The sequence below is a fragment of the Pseudomonas sp. DL genome, from assembly GCF_047199225.1.
Taxonomy (GTDB): domain Bacteria; phylum Pseudomonadota; class Gammaproteobacteria; order Pseudomonadales; family Pseudomonadaceae; genus Pseudomonas; species Pseudomonas aeruginosa.
In genome coordinates, this window is the sequence record NZ_CP178323.1 from 3527932 (window position 1) to 3548314 (window position 20383).

At 68.3% G+C, this 20383-nt stretch carries 10 protein-coding genes; 5 read left to right on the top strand and 5 right to left on the bottom strand.

Annotated features, from left to right (window positions below):
* The first annotated feature begins 1 nt into the window (after position 1).
* From ACI766_RS16325 to ACI766_RS16335, 3 genes are all read left to right on the top strand, one after another.
* Entirely contained in the window at positions 2-2197 is a 2196-nt protein-coding gene (locus ACI766_RS16325) for a xanthine dehydrogenase family protein molybdopterin-binding subunit (protein ID WP_004349295.1), read from the top strand.
* A gap of 157 nt (positions 2198-2354) precedes the next feature.
* Positions 2355-2909 carry a helix-turn-helix domain-containing protein gene (locus ACI766_RS16330; RefSeq protein ID WP_003088112.1) on the top strand — a complete coding sequence of 185 codons (555 nt, stop codon included), beginning with the start codon at positions 2355-2357 and terminating at the stop codon, positions 2907-2909.
* 88 nt (positions 2910-2997) lie between these two features.
* A complete protein-coding gene (locus ACI766_RS16335; RefSeq protein ID WP_003114949.1) occupies positions 2998-3576 on the top strand; it encodes an HD domain-containing protein in 579 nt (192 codons plus the stop codon).
* A 107-nt stretch (positions 3577-3683) separates the two neighbouring features.
* Here ACI766_RS16335 and ACI766_RS16340 read toward each other — a convergent pair whose 3' ends face one another.
* Genes ACI766_RS16340 through ACI766_RS16355 form a run of 4 tightly spaced genes read right to left on the bottom strand, consistent with a single transcriptional unit; the run spans position 3684 to position 16443 of the window.
* Positions 3684-4871, bottom strand: a complete 1188-nt coding sequence (locus ACI766_RS16340; RefSeq protein ID WP_003102741.1) for an HlyD family efflux transporter periplasmic adaptor subunit — start codon at positions 4869-4871, stop codon at positions 3684-3686.
* Positions 4861-7032, bottom strand: coding sequence for a type I secretion system permease/ATPase (locus ACI766_RS16345; protein ID WP_003114950.1), 2172 nt, complete (start codon positions 7030-7032; stop codon positions 4861-4863). Before ACI766_RS16345 ends, ACI766_RS16340 begins: the two co-directional genes overlap by 11 nt.
* Positions 7022-8299 (bottom strand): TolC family protein, encoded by a 1278-nt coding sequence (locus tag ACI766_RS16350; protein WP_003102743.1) that lies wholly within the window; start codon positions 8297-8299, stop codon positions 7022-7024. Before ACI766_RS16350 ends, ACI766_RS16345 begins: the two co-directional genes overlap by 11 nt.
* Entirely contained in the window at positions 8299-16443 is an 8145-nt protein-coding gene (locus ACI766_RS16355) for an Ig-like domain-containing protein (RefSeq protein ID WP_076938965.1), read from the bottom strand. The genes ACI766_RS16350 and ACI766_RS16355 overlap by 1 nt, the downstream gene beginning before the upstream one ends.
* Positions 16444-16942: 499 nt before the next feature.
* Here ACI766_RS16355 and ACI766_RS16360 point away from each other — a divergent pair, with 499 nt between their 5' ends.
* Together ACI766_RS16360 and ACI766_RS16365 are read left to right on the top strand one after the other, a co-directional pair.
* The gene (locus ACI766_RS16360) at positions 16943-17965 is read left to right on the top strand and encodes a transporter (RefSeq protein WP_003117668.1); all 1023 of its coding nucleotides are present in this window, start codon (positions 16943-16945) and stop codon (positions 17963-17965) included.
* 60 nt (positions 17966-18025) lie between these two features.
* Entirely contained in the window at positions 18026-18817 is a 792-nt protein-coding gene (locus tag ACI766_RS16365; RefSeq protein ID WP_003106675.1) for an EcsC family protein, read from the top strand.
* Positions 18818-18931: 114 nt separating this feature from the next.
* Here the strand turns inward: ACI766_RS16365 and lasA are convergent, their stop codons facing one another.
* Positions 18932-20188 carry an elastinolytic metalloprotease LasA gene (gene lasA / locus ACI766_RS16370; RefSeq protein WP_023132082.1) on the bottom strand — a complete coding sequence of 419 codons (1257 nt, stop codon included), beginning with the start codon at positions 20186-20188 and terminating at the stop codon, positions 18932-18934.
* Positions 20189-20383: the final 195 nt, after the last annotated feature.

The following is a 20383-nucleotide window of genomic DNA, read 5'->3' on the forward strand; positions in this document are numbered from 1 at the left end:
CATGAACAGCAAGATCGATCTGAGCAACGCCCTGCCCGGCTCGCGCCGCGGCTTCCTCAAAGGCGCCGCGGTGGTCGGCCTGACCATCGGCTTCCAGTGGAGCGGAGCCCGGCGTGCCCTCGCCGCGGCCCTGCCGGACGCCGGCTTCGCGCCCAACGCCTTCCTGCGGATCGCTCCGGACGACAGTGTCACGGTGATCGCCAAGCACGTGGAGATGGGCCAGGGTGCCTATACCGGTATCGCCACCATCGTCGCCGAGGAACTCGACGCGGACTGGAGCAAGGTCCGCGTGGAAAGCGCGCCCGCCGACGCCAAGCGCTACGCCAACCTGGCCTTCGGCACCATGCAGGGCACCGGCGGCAGTTCGGCGATGGCCAACTCCTGGATGCAATTGCGCGAGGCCGGGGCCAAGGCGCGCGCGATGCTGGTCGAGGCCGCCGCCCGCCAGTGGCGAGTGCCGGCCACCGAACTGCGCACCCGCGACGGCTTCGTCGAACATCCGGCCAGCCAGCGCAAGGCCAGCTACGGTTCGCTGGCCGCTGCGGCGGCGGAACTGCCGGTGCCGGAAAAAGTGCAATTGAAGGATCCCAAGGACTTCCGCCTGATCGGTCACCAGGCGCCGCGCGTCGACGTTCCCGGCAAGACCGACGGCAGTGCGCAATTCACCCTCGACGTCAGCCTGCCCGGCATGCTGGTCGCCCTGCTCCAGCGCCCGCCGCTGTTCGGCGCCACGGTGAAATCGTTCGACGCCACGGCGACCAGGGCGATTCCGGGGGTGGTCGAGGTGGTCCAGGTGCCGCACGGCGTGGCGGTGGTCGCCAAGGGCTTCTGGGCGGCGAAGCAAGGCCGCGACGCGCTCAAGGTCGAGTGGGACGAGAGCAAGGCCGAGAAGCGTGGTTCCGAGGCGCTGATGGCGGAGTACCGCAAGCTCGCCGAGCAACCCGGCAAGCCCGCGCGCAGGGACGGCGACGCCGCCAAGGCGGTGGCCGGGGCGACCCGCAGGATCGCCGCCAGCTACGAGTTCCCGTTCCTCGCCCATGCGCCGATGGAGCCGCTGGACGCGGTGGTCAGGCTGACCGCCGACAGCTGCGAGATCTGGGCCGGCGACCAGTTCCAGACCGTCGACCAGGGCAACGCGGCGCGCACCGCCGGGCTGAAGCCGGAGCAGGTGAAGATCAATACGCTCTACGCCGGCGGCAGCTTCGGCCGGCGCGCCAACGCCTGGTCGGACTATATCGTCGAGGCGGTATCGATCGCCAAGGCGCTGGGCGCCAACGGCGTGCCGGTGAAGCTGCAATGGACCCGCGAGGACGACATCCACGGCGGTTTCTACCGGCCGATGTACTACCACCGGCTCGAAGCCGGGCTCGACGCCGACGGCAAGCTGGTCGGCTGGCAACATCGCATCGTCGGCCAGTCGATCCTGGAAGGCACGCCGTTCGCCGCGGTGATGGTCAAGGACGGCATCGACGCCACCTCGGTGGAAGGCGCCGCCAACCTGCCCTATGCGGTGCCCAATGTCTCGGTCGAGCTGAGCACCACCCAGGTCGGCGTGCCGGTCCTGTGGTGGCGGGTGGTCGGCAGCTCGCACACGGTCTACGCGGTGGAGGCGTTCATCGACGAGGCGGCGCAGGCCGCCGGCAAGGACCCCTACCTGTTCCGCCGCGACCTGCTGGCAGAGCAGCCGCGCCTGCGCGGCGTGCTCGAACTGGCTGCGGAAAAGGCCGGCTGGGACCCGTCCAGGCCGCTGCCCGCCGGGCGCGGGCGCGGGATCGCGGTGACCGAGGCATTCAAGACCTTCGTCGCCCAGGTGGTCGAGGTCTCGGTGGACAAGGACGGCAAGCTGAAGGTCGAGCGGGTGGTCTGTGCGGTGGACTGTGGCATCCCGATCAACCCGGACGTGATCGCCGCGCAGATGGAGGGCGGCATCGGCTTCGGCCTCGGCGCGATCCTGCACAGCGCGATCACCCTGAAGGACGGCAAGGTCGAGCAGAACAACTTCGACGGCTACCAGGTGCTGCGGATCGCCGAGATGCCCAAGGTCGAAGTGCACATCGTGCCCTCCGGCGAAGCGCCCACCGGGGTCGGCGAACCCGGTGTGGCGCCCATCGGCCCGGCGCTGGCCAATGCGATCTTCGCCGCCACCGGGCAACGCCTGTACAACCTGCCCTTCCCCACCTCCTTCGCCAAGGCCTGAGCGAGACGCCCGCCGGCAGCTCCACGGCTGCCGGCGCGGCGCGGGCGGCCCTCCGAGGTTCGCCGCCGACCATACGGGTCCCCCCGGTGTCGCGCCGATTTGCCTCCGCCCGGCGTCGGGCGCAGACTTCAGCGTCCATTCGCCCGCGTAGCCAAGCATGACCGAGCCTCTCCCTTCTTCGTCCCTGGGCCCCGCCCTGCGTCGCTGGCGCCTGCTGCACCGGGTCAAGCAAACGCATGCCGCCGAATTGCTCGGCGTGGCGCAATCGACCATCTCGCGCTGGGAGTCCGGTACCCAGGCGCTGCTGGTGGAGGAACGGGCACGCCTGGAGCGTCTGCTCGGCGCCCGCCTGGAAGCCGCCGCCGACCAGGCACTGGCCCGCCTGGTCGAGGCCAACCCGCAACCCGTGCACCTGATCTGCGACCTCACCCATCGCCTGTTGGCCTGTTCGCCGGCACGCGCCGCGCAATTCGGCGTGCCTCTCGGCGAACTGCTCGACCGTTCGCTGTGGCCCTATTGCAGCGAGGAAATCCTCCGCCAGGAAGCCACCCTCGAGGAACTCGGCTGGCGCGAACTGCTGGCACCGCCGGCGCTGGAGTTCGCCAGCGGAGCGAACGCCTCGGCCATCGTGCCGATCCGGCGCAGCCGTTGCCGCTGGACCCGCATGACCCTCTCGGACGGACGCGCGGTGCGCCTGGTGGAAACCCTCTGAACGTCGCCGCGGATATTTTATCCATGGACCTTCAGCACCGCCGCGCCTAGGCTTGCAGGCTCGTTTCACCGGTAGCGGAGCCCGCGCCATGTCCCTCGAACTGCTGAGCAACCGCCTCGAATTCCTCCGCGAAGCCGAACGCCTGAAAGACGTCCTGCGCTCCGCGCACACCTCCTCCGGCCGCCCGGAAAGCACCGCCGAACATAGCTGGCGGCTGTGCCTGATGGCACTGGCCTTCGAGGACCAACTGGCCGGCCTGGACCTCGGCAAGGTCCTGCGCATGTGCGTGGTCCACGACCTCGGCGAAGCGATCCACGGCGACATCCCCGCCGTCGAGCAGGCCGCGCACCCGGACAAAGGCGAACAGGAACGCGCCGACCTGTTGCAGCTGACCCGTCACCTCGACGCGCCGCTGCGCGACCGCCTGCTCGCCCTGTGGGACGAATACGAGCGCGGCGAGTCCGCCGAAGCCCTGGCAGTGAAGGCCCTGGACAAGCTGGAAACCCTGCTCCAGCACACCCAGGGCGACAATCCGGCGGACTTCGACTATGCCTTCAACCTCGACTACGGCCGTCGCTATACCGACCGCGCACCGCTGTTCAAGACCCTGCGCGAGCTACTCGACGCCAGGACCCGACAGCGCCTCGCAGTTCGGCGCGACGCCTAGCGTGCGCCCGCCCGGGCAGCGTTACCAGCGCCACCGCCTACGTAGCTCGCCATGGCTACAGGGAAGCGGCTGGCACGTTTCCACCGACCGGGCCTGTCCTGCACGCCTCAGTAAAGGCGCGCCTTGATCAGCGGCCGCAGCAGGTAGTTGAGCACGCTGCGCTTGCCGCTGAGGATGTCCACCTCGGCGACCATCCCCGGAATGATCGGTAACACCTCCTCGCCGCGCTTCAACTGGCTGCCATCGGTCTTGATCAGCACCTGGTAGTAGGACTCCTTGCCATGCGGGGTGTCCTCCTCGATGGTGTCGGCACTGATCTGCTCCAGGGTGCCCTTGAGGTCGCCATAGATGGTGTAGTCGTAGGCGGTGATCTTCACCTTGGCCGGCATGCCGGGAACCAGGAAGGCCACGTCGCGCGGCTTGATCTTCGCCTCCACCAGCAGACGCTCCTCTACCGGGATCACTTCCATGATCGGCTCGCCGGGCTGGATCACCCCGCCGCGGGTGTTGATCAGCACGGTGTTCACCCGCCCGCGCACTGGCGACAGGATCTCGGTGCGGCGCAACTGGTCCTGGCGCTGCTGGACGATCGGTTCCAGGGCGCTGAGATCGGCCTTGCGCTGGGCGCGCTCGGTATAGGCATCCTGGAAATAGGTGCTTTTCAGCTCGGTCAGCTTGCCGCTGAGGGTGGCGATGTCCTGGCTCAGCTTGAGCGCCTCCATCTGGCTCACCGCACGCTTGGCCACCAGCGGGCGAACCAGGTCGAGCTGGCTCTGCGCCAGGTGGATCTGCCGCTGAATCGCCTGGGTGCCCTCCACCAGTTTGTCGCGGCGTGACTTGAACAGCTCGCGTTCGGAACGCGCCAGCGGCCCCTCGGGATCGACGTCCGGCGGGAACTCGATGCTCTTCTTGCCTAGCACCTCGGCGTCGAGCCGGGCAATGGCCGCGCGCAGCACGCTGGCCTGGTTCGCCGACTCCTGGAAGTTGGTGAGGAAGCGCGTCTCGTCGAGGCGCACCAGCGGCTGGCCGACTTCCACCAGGTCGCCCTCCTTCACCAGCAGGCGGTCGAGGATGCCGCCCTCCAGGCTCTGGATCTTCTGGATGCGGCTGAACGGCACGACCCGACCGTCGCCGCGGGTCACCTCGTCCAGTTGCGCCCAGGCCGCCCAGCCGATGAACAGCAGCACGCAACCGAGCAGGGTCCAGAGCAGCGGCCGGTAGACCGGGTGGGTAGCCGCCAGCAACGGGTCGGCCAGTTGCCGGCGCAGGGCGGCGGCGTCGCGGTCAGAGTCCATGGTTGCCTCCTTCGGCGGCCTGCGGTGCCTGTACCTGGTTGCCCTGCACCACCTGCTCCAGCGGGCCGTCCATGATCACCCTGCCCTGGCGCAGGACCACCGCACGCTCGACCAGGGCGAGCATGCTTTTCTTGTGGGTGGTGATGACCAGGGTGCGCTTGCCCAACCATTGCTGCAGGTAGTCGATGACCTGTTTCTCGCTGCCCTGGTCGAAGGCCGCGGTCGGCTCGTCGAGCAGCAGGATCGGAGGGTCCTGTAGCAGCACCCGGGCCAGCCCGACGGCCTGGCGCTGGCCGCCGGACAGGCTGGCGTTGCCCTGGATCGGCATGTCCAGCCCCAGCGGGTGGCCGCGGACGAAGGCGCCCAGGCCGACCCCGTCGAGGGTCTCCAGCAGTTCCTCGTCGCCCAGCGCGGCGTTCTCCAGGTTGAGGTTGTCGCGCAGGCTGCCATGGAACAGCGCCACGTCCTGCGGCAGGTAGCCGATACCGCGCTGGCGGTCGGCCGGGTCGATCTGGGTCAGGCTGACGTCGTCCAGCAGCAGGCGTCCCGCCTGCGCGTCGAGCAGGCCGCTGAGCAGGCGCAGCAGGGTCGACTTGCCGGCGCCGTTGCCGCCGAGCAGCGCCACCCGCTCGCCGGCGCGGATGTTCAGGGCCTGCACGTCGACCACCGGCGGGCTGTCGCCGTGGGCCAGGCGCACGCCCTCCAGGCGGTAATGTCCCTGCAGGCGCTCCTTGTGCACGAAGCGCTTGCCCTGGGGTCGCTCCTGCTCGGCGCTCATCAGTTGGTCGAGGCCTTCCATCGCCACCTTGGTGTGCTGCCAGCGACCGAGGATGCCGGCCGCCTGCGACAGCGGTGCGATGGCCCGCGAGGCGAGGATCGAGCAGGCCACCAGGCCGCCGACGGTCATCGCGCCCTCGCTGATCCGATAGACGCCGAAGACCACCACGCCGACGTAGCAGAGCTGCTGGACGATGCTCGCCGAGTAGCTCAGGGTCGAGGCCAGGGTATGGGTCTTCATCGCCGTACCGGCCAGTTCGCCGGTCAGGGTTTCCCACTGGTGCAGGCAGCGGCCTTCGGCGCGGGTCGCCTTGACCGTCTCCAGGTGCTCGAAGGCTTCCAGCAGCACGCCGTTCTTCATCGCCCCTTCGCGCAGGTTCTGCCGCGACAGGTGGCCGAGCAGGCGCTGGGTCAGCAGCCCCGGCAGGATCATCAGCACGCAGGCCACCAGCGGCACCCAGACCACATGGCCGCCGATCACGGCGATGATCAGCAGGAAGATCGCCACGAACGGCAGGTCGCTGATCAGCGCCGCGCTGGACGAGGTAAAGAACTCGCGCACCGACTCGAACTCCCGCACCTGGGTACTGAAGGCGCCCATCGACGCCGGCTTGGCAGCGACCCGGGTGCTCAGCACGCGGGAGAACAGCAGGGTCGAGAGTTGCAGGTCGAGGCGCTTGCCGAGCACGTTGAGCAGGTGGCCGCGCATGATCCGCAGGACACCGTCGAGGACGATCGCCAGGGCCACGCCGCTGGCGAGGATCCACAGGGTGTCGAACGCCGCGTTGGGCACCACGCGGTCGTAGACCTGCATGGCGAACAGTGCCGAGGCGACCGCCAGGACGTTGGCCACCAACGCCGCGGCGGTGACCTCGGCGTAGGAACGCCAGAGCCGCTTGAGCGGGCCGAAGAACCAGTGTTCGGGCAAGGCGCTGGCGTAGTCGCCGACCCGCCCGTCCGGGCGGTAGCGGCACTTGGCGAAGACCGCCGTGCCGCTGTACAGCGCTTCCAGCTCGGCCAGCGGCATCCTCTGGCTTCCGCCGTCGCTCTGCGGTACCAGCACCTCGGCGTGCTCGCCGTCGTTGCCCACCAGCACCAGGGCGCGGCCGTCGTCGAGCAGCAGCAGGGCCGGCAGCAGGTAGCGATCGATCCGGCGCAACGGCTGGCGGGTGACCTGGGCGGTGATGTCGGCGCGGCGCAACGCGCGGGCCACCAGGTGCAACGGCAGGCGACCGTGCTCCAGCGGCATGCCGTCCACCAGTTCGGCGTCGCCGAGCGGTCGGCCAAGCTGCCGGCAGAGCAGCAACAAGCCCTGGCGCAACGGGTCGACGATGGGGTCGTGGTTGAGGATCACGACGTTATCCGGGGTTTTCTCAGCTTCCATGATTCAGCCGGTTCTCCAATAGCGGACCCAACAGGCCGACTTGCGCGGCCGCCCGATACTCGATGCGCTTGCGTTCGATCCGCAGGTTGATCAGTTGCCGCTCTGCCTCGAACCGCTCGCGCTGCACGTTGAGCAGGTCGATCACGTCGCGCCGGCCAACCTCGAACTGTTCGCGATACAACTCGCCGACCTGCTCCGACTCGGTCACCTGCTGGGTCAGCGACTGTTCCCGCCAGCGCAGCGTGTCGCCGTTGTCGAAGAGGTTCTGCAGTTGCCGGCGGATGTCGCGCTGCATCGCGTCGGCGCTCCATTTCGCCGACTCCAGGCGCTGCTGCGCGGCGGTCGGCCGGCGGAAGTTGGAAAGCCCCTGGAAGGTGTCCATGCGGAAGCGCAGGGATACCACCGAGTCGCTTTCCGGATGCCCGCCGATCTCCCGGCGCAGCGCGCTGGCCTCCAGGTTCAGTTGCGGCAGCAGCGACGCCTTGGCCTCGCGGACCTCGGCCTCGGCGACATTGGCGTCCTCCAGGGCCTTGCGCTGCAAAGGCGATTCGCGGATCACCCGCGCCATATCGCTGGCCGCCAGGTAGCGTTGCAGCGACATCGGCTCGGGCTCCACCAGGTCGGCGGGCTCCTGGCCGACCAGGATCGCGTACTGGTTGCGCGCGTCCTGCAGGTTGCCCTTCTCCAGCGACAACTGCTCCTGGGCCCGCGACAGTTCCAGATTGGCGCGATCCAGCTCGCTGCGGTCGGCGTAGCCGTCGCCGCCGCGCGCCTGGGTCATCTCGCGGATGCCGTCGAGGCGCTGGATGTGTTCGCGCACCGCCTCCACCCGGCGCTCCGAGGCAAGCACATCGAGGTAGGTCTCGACGATATCCAGCGCCGCATCGTCGCGCGCCACCAGCACCGCCTCGGACAGCTTGCGCTGGGTCGCGCTGGCGCTGTCGACCTTGCTCGTCACCCGACCCCAGTCGTACAGCATCTGCGACGCGGTGAGATCGTAGACGATCTCGCCGAAGTCGAACTCCTGCGGCCCCCCGGACATCGTCACGGAGGGGTAGTACCCCCCTTTGGCCATCTCCACCTCGGTGCCTGCACGGTCCGCTTCGGCCATCGCGGATCGTACTTCCGGGTGGATCGCCAGCCCTGCCCTGACCGCCTGGTCGAGGGGCATGGCCGACGCGAACATCGGCAGACCCAGGGAAAGGAGCCAGATGGCTCCCTTCCCATGCCGCCGTCCCTTGCGCGCGTACTGCCTGCGCCCGCGCATCAGACCACGACCTGTACCGTGTTGTCCTCGATCAGCAGGGTGGTACTGCCGAAGGTGTAGACGTCGTAGGTAATGCCGTTGATCAGTTGCGTGGTACCGGTATTCACCGCGCCCACCACGTTCAGGGTGTCGTTGTTCTCGCCGGTGATCTGCAACGTGTTGTTGGCATCGGTGATGGCATCCACCTCCGCCGCGGTCAGGGTCAGCACGCTACCCGAATCGCCCTTGCCGAGGTCGATGCGCTCGAGGTTGCTGAGCGTGCCGACGCCGACGGCGTTGTAGTCGAGGTCGATGCCGTTGGCCAGGACCAGGGTGTCGAACCCGGCGCCGCCATCGATGCTGACGAAATCGGTCGCGGTGATCTGGATGGTGTCGTTGCCGTTGCCGGCCACCACGTGATCGCCGGTGCCCACGTTGAAGATCAGGTCGCTGCCGTCGCCGCCGTTGATGTGCTCCGAACTGCCGTTGGCGCCGGACAGCACGTCGTCGCCGGAAGTACCGTTGACATCGATCTGGCCGATATTGAGCGACAGTCCGTTGGGGGTCAGGGTGATCCCGTAGGCGGCGCTGTCGTTGCCATTGGAGTCGGTGGACACCAGGTTGAACGAGATCTGCGAGCCGAGGTTGAGGATGTCGGTGATGTTCAGCCCCAACTGGGTGAGGATGGTCGGGCTCAGCAGGTTCAGCGAGAAGTTTCCGGACGAATCCGCCTGGATCGGCAGCAATTCGACGTTCAACGCCGGGGTGATGACCCGGATCACCACGCTGGAGTCAGGCTCGGTGGTTCCGCTGAAACCGAAACGCGGGTTCAGCGGGTTGAGGCTGACGTCGAGGCCGAAGTTGCCGATGGTCACCGGTTGCTCGATGCTGGTGCCGACGCCGATGCTCGCCGTGTTGCTCGGGTTGCCGGCCGGGTCGCGTCCGACCACCGACACCTGGGCATTGAGCAACTGGTCCCAACTGAAGTCGATGTCCAGGTCGGTGAGCAGGTTCAGCGACGCCAGCCCGCTGTTGTCGGCGGTCACCGTGGCGGTGGCGGTCACCCCGCCGACGTCGACGGTCACCGTCAACTCGGTCCCTGGCTCCGCCGAGATGGTCAGGATGTTGCCGACCAGGGACAGCACCGGGGTCGCCGGCGGAATGGTGTCGATGGTGAACGGCACCGGGGTCGACGCGGTGCCGCCGTTGATGTCGGCGGTGACGGTCGAGGCGCCCTCCGGGAACGGGCCCATGCCGCCGGGAGGCGTCAGGGTCAGGGTCAGGTTGCCGGCGGCGATGTCGCCGGCGGTGAGGGTATGGCTGACCTCGGCCTCGTAGCCGTTCTGCCCGGCGAACTTGACCGTGACCACCTGGCCGACCTGCATGGTCGGACGGACCGTCACATCGACCTGGATGCCGTCGCCGATCTCCGCGGCGTTGATCCAGGTATCGGCGGCTTCCGGCACGCTGATGGTCGGCGGCGCCAGGTCCGGCGCGTTGATGGTGGCCGGCCCGCTGACGTTGCCGGCGGCGTCCACGGCAACCCCGGCGATCAGTTCGCCGGTGATCAGCGGCGGCGCGAACGGCAGGCTGAAGTTGCCGGCGCCGTCGACGGTGACCGTGATCGGGTTGGCGGTGTCGCCGTTGACCACGATACGCACCTGACTGTTCGGCTCGGCGGTGCCGGTCAGCAGCGCGCCGTCGGCGCTGATGCTCAGCAGCGGAGCGGACGGCGCCACCGAGTCCACCGTGGTGCTGGCCGGACCGCTGGCGTTGCCCGCGGCGTCTTCGGCGACGGCGTTGATCACCGTACCGTTGGCCAGCGGCGTGCTGGGGGTGAAGGTCCAGTTGCCACTGCCGTCGGCGGTGGTCTCGCCGATCGGGTTGCCGTTGCCGTCGGTGAGGATCACTTTGGCGCCGACCTCGGCGGTGCCGGTGATCACGCTGCCGTTGCTGGCATTGATCACCGGCGTGGCCGGCGCCACCGTATCCACCGTGGTGCTGGCCGGACCGCTGGTATTGCCGGCCGGGTCCTGGGCCACGGCGTTGACCACCGTGCCGTTGGCCAGCGGCGTGCCCGGTGTGAAGGTCCAGTTGCCGCTACCGTCGGCGAGGGTCTGGCCGATCGGGTTGCCATTGCCATCGGTGAGGATCACCCGGACGCCGGGTTCGGCGGTGCCGCTGAGTTCGACACCATTGCTCGGGTCGATCACCGGGGTGGCCGGGGCCACCGCGTCCACCGTGGTGCTGACCGGACCGCTGGTGTTGCCGGCGGCGTCCTGGGCCACCGCATTGATCACCGTGCCGTTGGTCAGCGGTGTGCCCGGAGTGAAGCTCCAGTTGCCGCTGCCATCGGCGGTGGCCTGCCCTATCGGGTTGCCGCCGCCGTCGGTGAGGATCACCGTGGCCCCGGCTTCGGCGGTACCGCTGATCACCGTACCGTTGCTCGGATCGAGCACCGGGGTGGCCGGGGCTACCGAGTCCACCGTGGTGCTGGCCGGGCCGCTGGCGTTGCCGGCGGCGTCCTGGGCCAGCGCATTGATCACCGAGCCGTTGGCCAGCGGCGTGCCGGGCGTGAAGCTCCAGTTGCCGCTGCCGTCGGCGGTGACCTGGCCGATCGGGTTGCCGTTGCCGTCGGTGAGGATCACCGTGGCCCCGGCTTCCGCCGTACCGCTGATGACGACTCCATTGCTCGGATCGATCACCGGCGCCGGCGGGGCGATGGCATCGACGGTGACGCTGGCCGGACCGCTGGTATTGCCGGCCGGGTCCTGGGCCACGGCGTTGATCACGGTGCCGTTGGCCAGCGGGGTGCTCGGGGTGAACGTCCAGTTGCCGCTGCCGTCGGCGGTGGCCTGGCCGATCGGGTTGCCGCCGCCATCGGTGAGGATCACCGTCGCACCGGCTTCCGCGGTACCGGCGATCACGCTGCCGTTGCTCGGGTCGATCACCGGCGCGGCCGGCGCCACCGAGTCCACCGTGGTGCTGGCCGGGCCGCTGGTGTTGCCGGCAGCGTCCTGGGCCACCGCATTGACCACCGTGCCATTGGCCAGCGGCGTGCCGGGCGTGAAGCTCCAGTTGCCGCTGCCATCGGCGGTGACCTGGCCGATCGGGTTGCCGTTGCCGTCGGTGAGGATCACCGTGGCACCAGCCTCGGCGGTACCGGCGATCACGCTACCGTTGCTCGGATCGATCACCGGGGCTGCTGGCGCCAGCGAGTCGACGGTGGCGCTGGTGGGACTGCTGTTGTTGCCGGCGGCGTCCTGGGCCAGCGCATTGATCACCGTGCCATTGGCCAACGGCGTAGCGGGCGTGAAGGCCCAGTTGCCGCTGCCGTCGGCGGTGACCTGGCCGATCGGGTTGCCGTTGCCGTCGGTGAGGATCACCGTGGCCCCGGCTTCCGCCGTACCGCTGATGACGACTCCGTTGCTCGGATCGATCACCGGCGCCGGCGGGGCGATGGCATCGACGGTGACGCTGGCCGGACCGCTGGTGTTGCCGGCCGGGTCCTGGGCCACGGCGTTGATCACGGTGCCGTTGGCCAGCGGGGTGCCCGGGGTGAACGTCCAGTTGCCGCTGCCGTCGGCGGTAGCCTGGCCAATCGGGTTGCCTCCGCCATCGGTGAGGATCACCGTCGCGCCAGCCTCCGCGGTACCGCTTATCTCGGTGCCGTTGCTCGGATCGATCACCGGCGCCGCCGGGGCCACGCCATCCACCGTGATCACCGCCGGCGCACTGTCGACATTGCTTGGGCTGCGCGCCACCACGTTGACCACCGTGCCATCCGGCAGCGGGATGCCTGGAGTGAAGGACCAGTTGCCGCTGCCGTCGGCGGTGACCTGGCCAATCGGGTTGCCGTTGCCATCGGTGATGATGATGGTGTTGCCGGCGTCCGCGGTGCCGCTGATCACCGAACCGTTGCTCGGATCCACCTGCGGGATCGACGGCAGCGAGGAATCCACCGTCGTGGTAGCGGGAGCGCTGGTATTGCCGGCGGCGTCGCTCGCGGTCACGTTGACCACGGTGCCGTTGGGCAGTTGCGAGCCGGGCGTGAAGCTCCAGTTGCCGCTGCCATCGGCGGTGGTCTGGCCGATCGGGTTGCCGTTGCCGTCGGTCAAGGTCACGGTGCTGCCCGGCTCGGCGGTACCGTTGAGCAGGTTGCCGTTGCTCGGATTGACCACAGGCGTGTTCGGCGCCACCGCGTCCACGGTAGTGCTGCCCTGCGGGCCGGTATTGCCCGCAGGGTCCTGGGCCACGGCGTTGACCACCGTGCCGTTGGCCAGCGGCGTGGCGGGCGTGAAGGTCCAGTTGCCGCTGCCGTCGGCGGTGGTTTCGCCGATCGGGTTGCCGTTGCCGTCGGTGAGGATCACCTTGGCCCCGGCCTCCGCGGTGCCGCTGATGGTCGTGCCGTTGCTCGGATCGATCACCGGCGCCGGCGGCGCCACCGCGTCCACCGTGGTGGCGGCCTGCGGGCCGGTATTGCCGGTCGGGTCGGTGGCCGTGGCGACGATCACCGTGCCGTTGGCCAGCGGCGTGCCCGGCGTGAAGCTCCAGTTGCCGCTGCCGTCGGCGGTGACCTGCCCTATCGGGTTGCCGCCGGCATCGGTGAGGGTCACGGTGGTACCGGCCTCGGCGGTGCCGCTGATGACGACGCCGTTGCTCGGGTTGATCACCGGCGCCGGCGGCGCGCTGGAATCGATGGTCACCGTCGCCGGCGGGCTGCTGTTACCGGCGGCGTCCTGGGCCACCACGTTGACCACAGTACCGTTGGCGATCGGCGTGGACGGGGTGTAGGTCCAGTTGCCGCTGCCGTCGGCGGTGACCTCGGCGATCGGATTGCCGTTGCCGTCGGTGAGAATCACCGTGCTGCCCGGTTCCGCAGTGCCGCTGAGGCTGCTGCCATTGCTCAGGTTGACGGTCGGCGTGGCCGGCGCGATGGCGTCCACGGTAGTGCTGCCCTGGCCGCCGGTATTGCCGGCCGGGTCGGTAGCGGTGGCGTTGACCACGGTTCCATCCGCCAGCGGCGTGGACGGCGTGAAGCTCCAGTTGCCGCTGCCGTCGGCGGTGACCTGCCCGATCGGATTGCCGCTGCCATCGGTCAGGGTCACGGTGGCGCCCGGTTCGGCGGTGCCGCTGATCTCCGCGCCGTTGCTCGGATTGACCACCGGCGCGGCCGGCGCCACCGAGTCCACGGTGGTGCTGGCCGGAGCGCTGGTATTGCCGGTCGGGTCGCTGGCCGTGGCGTTGACCACGGTGCCGTTAGCCAGCGGCGTGCCCGGCGTGAAGCTCCAGTTGCCACTGCCGTCGGCGGTGACCTGGCCTATCGGGTTGCCGTTGCCGTCGGTCAGGGTCACGGTAGCGCCCGGCTCGGCGGTGCCGCTGAGCGTGGTGCCGTTGCTCGGGTTGAGCACCGGCGCCGCCGGGGCTTGCGAGTCCACGGTGACGCTGGCGCCCGGGCTGCTATTGCCGGCGGCGTCCTGGGCCACCACGTTGACCACGGTGCCGTTGGCGATCGGCGTGGACGGGGTGTAGGTCCAGTTGCCGCTGCCGTCGGCGGTGACCTCGGCGATCGGATTGCCGTTGCCGTCGGTGAGGATCACCGTGCTACCCGGTTCCGCAGTGCCGCTGAGGCTGCTGCCGTTGCTCAGGTTGACGGTCGGCGTGGTCGGCGCCACGCCATCGACGGTGGTGCTGCCCTGGCCGCTGGTGTTGCCCGCCGGATCGGTGGCCGTGGCGTTGACCACGGTTCCATCCGCCAGCGGCGTGGACGGGGTGAAGCTCCAGTTGCCGCTGCCGTCGGCGGTGACCTGCCCGATCGGGTTGCCGTTGCCATCGGTCAGAGTCACGCTGCTGCCCGGCTCGGCGGTGCCGCTGAGCGTGGTGCCGTTGCTGGGGTTGATCACTGGCGTGGCCGGGGCTACCGAGTCCACGGTGACACTGCTGCCCGCACTGGTGTTGCCGGAGGCGTCGGTGGCCGTGGCGTTGACCACGGTGCCGTTGGGCAACGGCGTGGTCGGAGTGAAGCTCCAGTTGCCGCTGCCATCGGCGGTGACCTGCCCGATGGGATTGCCGTTGCCATCGGTCAGGGTCACGGTGGCGCCCGGCTCGGCGGTGCCGCTGAGCGTGGTGCCGTTGCTCGGGTTGACCACTGGCGTGGCCGGTGCCACGGCGTCCACGGTGACGCTGGCCGGCGAACTGGCGTTGCCGGACGGGTCGGTAGCCGTGGCGTTGACCACCGTGCCGTTGGGCAACGGCGTGCTCGGGGTGAAGGTCCAGTTGCCGCTGCCGTCGGCGGTGACCTGGCCAATCGGGTTGCCGTTGCCGTCGGTCAGGGTCACGGTAGCGCCCGGCTCGGCGGTGCCGCTGAGGGTCGTACCGTTGCTCGGATCGACGGTGGGCGTGGCCGGCGCGACGGCATCCACGGTAACGCTGGCCGGCGGACTGCTGTTGCCGGCGGCATCCCTGGCCACCACGTTGACCACGGTACCGTCCGGCAGCGGGGTGGACGGCGTGAAAGACCAGTTGCCGTTGGCATCGGCGGTGGTCTGGCCGATCGGATTGCCATTGCCGTCGGTCAGGGTCACGCTGCTGCCCGGTTCGGCAGTCCCGCTGAGTTCGCTGCCGTTGCTCGGCTCGACCACCGGCGCGTTCGGCGCCACGCCGTCGACGGTGATGGAGGTCGCCGGGCTGCTGTTGCCGGCGGCGTCCCTGGCCACCACATTGACCACGGTGCCATCCGGCAGTTGGCTACCGGGGGTGAAGCTCCAGTTGCCGTTGGCATCGGCGCTGGTCTGGCCGATCGGATTGCCGTTGCCGTCGGTGATCACGATGGTCACGCCCGCTTCCGCCGTACCGCTGAGGACGCTGCCGTTGCTGGCATTGACCTGGGGCGCGTCGGGGAAGTCGGGAGCTTCGGCGGTGACCGGGGTGCTGCTGTTGCCGGCCGGGTCGGTAACGATCACCGTCACCGTCTCGCCATTGGTCAGCGGCGGGTTCAGCGGGACCTCGAAGCTGCCGCCGGGGCCGACCACCACGGTGGTGTCCGGCTGGCCGTCGCCATCGGTGTCGACACCGACGGTGGCGCCCGGCTCTGCGTTGCCGGTGACGCTGCTGCCGTCCGGCGCCACCTGCACGTCGGTGGCCGGCGCCGGGGCTGTGGTGTCCGGCGCCTCGACGGTCACCGGGGTGCTGTTGTTGCCGGCCGGGTCGGTAACGATCACCGTCACCGTCTCGCCATTGGTCAGCGGCGGGTTCAGCGGGACCTCGAAGCTGCCGCCGGGGCCGACCACCACGGTGGTGTCCGGCTGGCCGTCGCCGTCGGTATCGACGCCCACCGTCGAGCCGGGTTCGGCCTTGCCGGTGACGCTGCTGCCGTCCGGCGCCACCTGCACGTCGGTAGCCGGCGCCGGGGCGGTAGTGTCCGGAGCGGTGACCTGGGCCGGCGGGCTGGCGTTGCCAGCCGGGTCGGTGACCACCACGGTGACCGTCTGGCCATTGGTCAGCGGCGGGTTCAGCGGAGCGGTGAAATTGCCGTTGGCATCGGCGATCACGGTGAGGTCCGGCTTGCCGTCGCCATTGGTATCGATGCCGACGCTCGCGCCGGCCTCGGCCTGGCCGCTGATGCTGCTGCCGTCAGGCGCTATCTTCAGGCCGCTGGCCGCCTTCGGCGGAGTGGTGTCCGGGGGCACCGAAGAACCGCCGCCGCCACCGCCACCGCTGCTGTTGGAAATCGCCACCCCGGCGCCGATGGCCGCCGCACCGACCAGCAGCGCAGTCCCTGCGCTCATGCCACCGAGCACACCGGCGCCGGTCAGCGACTCGAAACCGGCCAGGCTTTCCTGCGGGATGTAGCCGGCCATCAGCGGCCCGTCGGCGGCGACCGGCGGCAGGTCTACCGCCACCAGCTTGTCCTTGTCGGCCAGGAACAGCTGGCTGGAAGGCTGGCCTTCCGCATAGAAGTTGGCGATGCGTACGCTTTCCCCGGTCTTCAGCTGGACGATCAGGTCCGAACCGCTCTTCGAGTATCCCGCCACCGACTCCGGTGCGACATCGAGCGCGATATTACTGCTCTGGGAGAGTTTGAGTATCCCGTTTTCCGGAACCTCGACGGCAGCCGCAGAAGAAATACTCTGATCGATAGGGGTAACTTTCGCCTGGATCGACATTTCCGACATTCCTCTTGTCAAGCAGCGACCGAACGGCCGCACCATGTAATCCAGAAATAGCAGCTTTTAAACAAAAGGCGAGTCTGACTTTATATATAACGACTAAGAAAACCCTCAGCGAAAGTCCAATTGCGAAAATCTCTCGAGAACATGGAGTCACTTAGCCATCACACACCTATCTCATTGATAAATAATATATAATCAAAAAGTTATAATACTTTATAAACAACCCAAACCACCCATGCCGGCAAGTCGACCCAACAAACCAGCGGACAAATATCAGAACTCTACGATGCGGATTTCATAACAACTTTGCTGCAATGAAGAAGCACTACCCACAACTAGTAGTTCCTCGGCACGGCGTGCCGAGAAGAGGACCTCGGCAGATCTCATGGAATGCTTTGCCGGCCTTCCCGCGAAACGGCATTCATCGCCCTGCAATCAAAGCGTCATCGTTACGATGCCAAGTTACCCAACCGATCCTCTCCCGCGAACGCCCATGCACCACGGCATCTCTCCGCCCCAGGACGCCGATCCCTTCGGCCTGATCTACGGCTTCCGTTTCCGTCCCGGCGAAGCGGGCCGGGAAATCGACTCGGCCACCGCCCTCGCCTGCCTGCGGCAGGCCCCCGAGGAGGAGCCGGACGAGTTCCTCTGGCTGCACCTGAACCTCGCCCATGCCGCCTGCGAACGCTGGATGAAGAGGCATCTGGAACTGCCGGAGTATTTCTTCGAAAGCCTGCGCGAAGGGTCGCGCTCGACGCGCATCGAACATGTCGACTCGGCGCTGCTGGCAGTGGTCAACGACGTGGTCTTCAACTTCGGCCTGGTCTCTTCGGACGTCGCCACCCTGTGGGTCTGCGCCCGTGGCCGACTGCTGGTCAGTGCACGAGCGCAACCACTGCGCTCGGTGGACAAGCTGCGCTCTTCGGTGAAGCATGGCGAACCTTTCCGTTCACCCCTGCAGTTGCTGATCCACCTGTTGCGCGACCAGGGCGACGTGCTGACCCAGATCGTCCGCGAAACCAGTGTCGCAGTGGACCGCATCGAGGACCAGCTACTGGCCCTGCGCCTCTCCGCCAACCGCGCCGACCTCGGCGCCATGCGGCGCGTGCTGGTACGCCTGCAACGCCTGCTGGCGCTGGAGCCCGGTTCGCTGCTGCGCCTGCTCAACCGACCGCCGGAATGGCTACAGGATGCCGACCTGCGGGAGCTGCGCGAAGCCACCGAGGAGTTCTCCCTGGTGATCAGCGACCTGACCGCCCTGGGCGAACGGATCAAGCTGCTGCAGGAAGAGATCGCGGCCAAGCTCAACGAACAGAACAACCGCATCCTCTTCACCCTGACCATGGTCACGGTACTGGCCCTGCCGATCAACATCGTCGCCGGCTTCTTCGGCATGAACGTCGGCGGGATTCCCTTCGCCGACGATCCTGAAGGCTTCTGGATCATGCTCGTGCTGGTCGCCAGCTTCACCTTCCTTGCCGGCCGCTGGGCCTTCCGCAAGCGTGGCGACTATTGAGCGTGGACAACGCCGGTGGACAGTGGTTAGGTTGACCGACCACCGTCAGCCGGACCTTCCATGAGCCTTTCCCCCGCCGATCTCAAGCAACTCCAGGCCGCCAAGAACCTGCTGGAAAACCCTGGACTCACCGCGCAACTCACCAGCCTGCTGGGCACGCCGATCGAATATGGCCTGAAGAAGTTGCCGCGGAAGGTCAACGAGAAGCTCGGTTCGGTGATCGAGGGAGCGCTGCTGAAAGTCGCCCGCTCGGCCACCGCCACCCTCCAGGAAAACGCCAGCGGTCAGCCGGCGAACCGCCTGCATACCCTCGGCGCCGCCGTTTCCGGTGGCGTCGGCGGCTTCTTCGGGCCGCTGGCGATGCTGGTCGAGGTGCCGGTCACCACCGGCATCATCTTCCGTTCCATCGCCGACATCGCGCGCAGCGAGGGCGAGTCGATCAGGGACATGGACACCCTGATGGCCTGTATCGAAGTCTTCGCCCTCGGCGGCAAATCCGCCTCGGACGACGCGTCGGAGTCCGGCTACTACGCGGTGCGTACGGCGCTGGCCCAGCAGGTCAAGGCGGCCGCCGACTTCCTCGGCAAGGACGCCGGCAGCAAGAAGGCCGCGCCGATGCTCCTGGCCCTGGTGCGCAAGGTCGCCGAGCGCCTGGGCGTGCAGTATTCGGAAAAGCTTGCGGCGCAGATCGTGCCCATCGTCGGTGCCCTCGGCGGCGCGGCGATCAACACGGTGTTCATGAACCATTTCCAGGCCATGGCGCGCGGTCACTTCGTCGTCCGCCGCCTGGAACGCCACTACGGCAAGGATGTGGTTCGCGACGCCTACGCCCTGCTGCCCCGGCGCGGCTGAGCATGCCGGCCCACGCGGTCAGCCTGGCGCCGGGCGCGGCGGCAGCGACGCGCCAGCTGTTCAGCGCCGTTTCGCTCGCGGCGGAGCCCGGCTGGAGCCGGGCCCCGCGCCGACTCAGAGCGCCAGGCCGGGGTTGTACAACGGACGGAAAGCGCAATGGGTGGTGCCGGCGCTCTGGTTGTAGAAATAGTAGCGGCGACAGTCGTTGTCGTAGTTGCTGGTGCCGACGTTGATCCGGTACGGACCGAAGCTGGCGCCCTGCAGGGAAACGAAGGCGCCGTTGTAGAGCAGCGAGAAATGCAGGTGCGGTCCGGTGGAGCTGCCACCCTCGCAGAGCGCGGTGTTGATGTTGCCGGCATAGACGCCGAGCTTGGTGTCGGCGCTGACCTGCTGGCCGTTGCTCACCTGGATCTGGTCCATATGGTAGTAGTTGGTCGCCCAGCCGCTGGGGTGGGTCACCCGTACCTGGCAGCGCGACAGCACCCGTACCGTACCGGCGTGGGCGGCGACCACGCTGTAGGTCGCACTGCCCCAGCGCGGCCAGTCGTAGGACGCATCGAAGGACGAGTACGGATAGCCCGAGCCGGTGTTCGAATGCGCTCCGTTGGGCTGCCAGGAATAGCCCTGGCGCCAGGGCAATTGCATCAGGTTGGATGGCGGCGCCAGCGCGGCCTTCGCCTGGAGTTGCCGGGCCACGCGGTTGCGCGGCTGCAGGAGTTCGGCGGCCGGGGTGCCGAACAGGCGCTGGAAGGTCTGCGCGTAGGCGCCGAGCGGATTGCCGCCTTGCACGGCGGAGGCCTTCGCCCCCTCTCGCAACAGACCGAGCAGCGCGGCCGATGCCGCGTTCAGGCCGTCCTCGCCGACGGCCTTGCGCGCAGCCGCCTGGCGCAACTGGTATTCCTCGAAACCGTAGTAGCGCCGCGACAACTGCTGCAACACGTCGCGTACCTGGGCATCGAAGCCGCGTTTCGCCGACAGCCGCCCCAGCGGCGCCGCCAAGGCGCGCTCGTCCGGCCCCCCCAACGGCCCGGACTGCATGGCCATCAGGGTCAACAACACTTTCGGGTTGATGCTGTAGTAGCCGCTCCAGTGCTCCAGGTATTCGCTCTTGTCGCGCAGCGCCGGCGCGTTCAAGGCCAGGTAGGCCTCGAGGTCGAACGCCTCGGCGTCGCGACCGTAGAGGAACAGGTCGTCATTCAGCGGCAGGGCCACGCTGGGCAGTTGCAACTGGCCGAGTAACTCCGCCGAATAGCGGAAGGCCGGCAGGCCATCGTCATGGGCATTGGCCGTACCGCCCACGGCGAGCGCCAGCAAGACGAAGAGGAACGGCGAGCGCGAACTCGCCATCGCGCGGGATCTTTTGTGCTGCATGGGTAGCTCCTGGTCATCGAAGGGAAACCTTGAAAGCCAGCAGCCCGGCGACATCGCCTCCGACGGGATAGCCTGGTCCGCTCCGCCGGTATTTCGCCCAGGCCGGGTTGCACGCCGCAGGACCGTGCAACGCCGTCACCCGGGAAGACAACTATCAGCTTTTGCAGTAGATCCGGTGCCCCGCTCCGTCCGGCT

Bases quoted from the DNA above. Each gene is read 5' to 3' on its own strand.
- ACI766_RS16360 (WP_003117668.1), top strand. From the start codon at position 16,943: ATGCACCACGGCATCTCTCCGCCCCAGGACGCCGATCCCTTCGGCCTG.
- ACI766_RS16345 (WP_003114950.1), bottom strand. From the start codon at position 7,032: ATGGAAGCTGAGAAAACCCCGGATAACGTCGTGATCCTCAACCACGAC.
- ACI766_RS16325 (WP_004349295.1), top strand. From the start codon at position 2: ATGAACAGCAAGATCGATCTGAGCAACGCCCTGCCCGGCTCGCGCCGC.
- ACI766_RS16355 (WP_076938965.1), bottom strand. From the start codon at position 16,443: ATGTCGATCCAGGCGAAAGTTACCCCTATCGATCAGAGTATTTCTTCT.
- lasA (WP_023132082.1), bottom strand. From the start codon at position 20,188: ATGCAGCACAAAAGATCCCGCGCGATGGCGAGTTCGCGCTCGCCGTTC.
- ACI766_RS16330 (WP_003088112.1), top strand. From the start codon at position 2,355: ATGACCGAGCCTCTCCCTTCTTCGTCCCTGGGCCCCGCCCTGCGTCGC.
- ACI766_RS16350 (WP_003102743.1), bottom strand. From the start codon at position 8,299: ATGCGCGGGCGCAGGCAGTACGCGCGCAAGGGACGGCGGCATGGGAAG.
- ACI766_RS16340 (WP_003102741.1), bottom strand. From the start codon at position 4,871: ATGGACTCTGACCGCGACGCCGCCGCCCTGCGCCGGCAACTGGCCGAC.
- ACI766_RS16335 (WP_003114949.1), top strand. From the start codon at position 2,998: ATGTCCCTCGAACTGCTGAGCAACCGCCTCGAATTCCTCCGCGAAGCC.
- ACI766_RS16365 (WP_003106675.1), top strand. From the start codon at position 18,026: ATGAGCCTTTCCCCCGCCGATCTCAAGCAACTCCAGGCCGCCAAGAAC.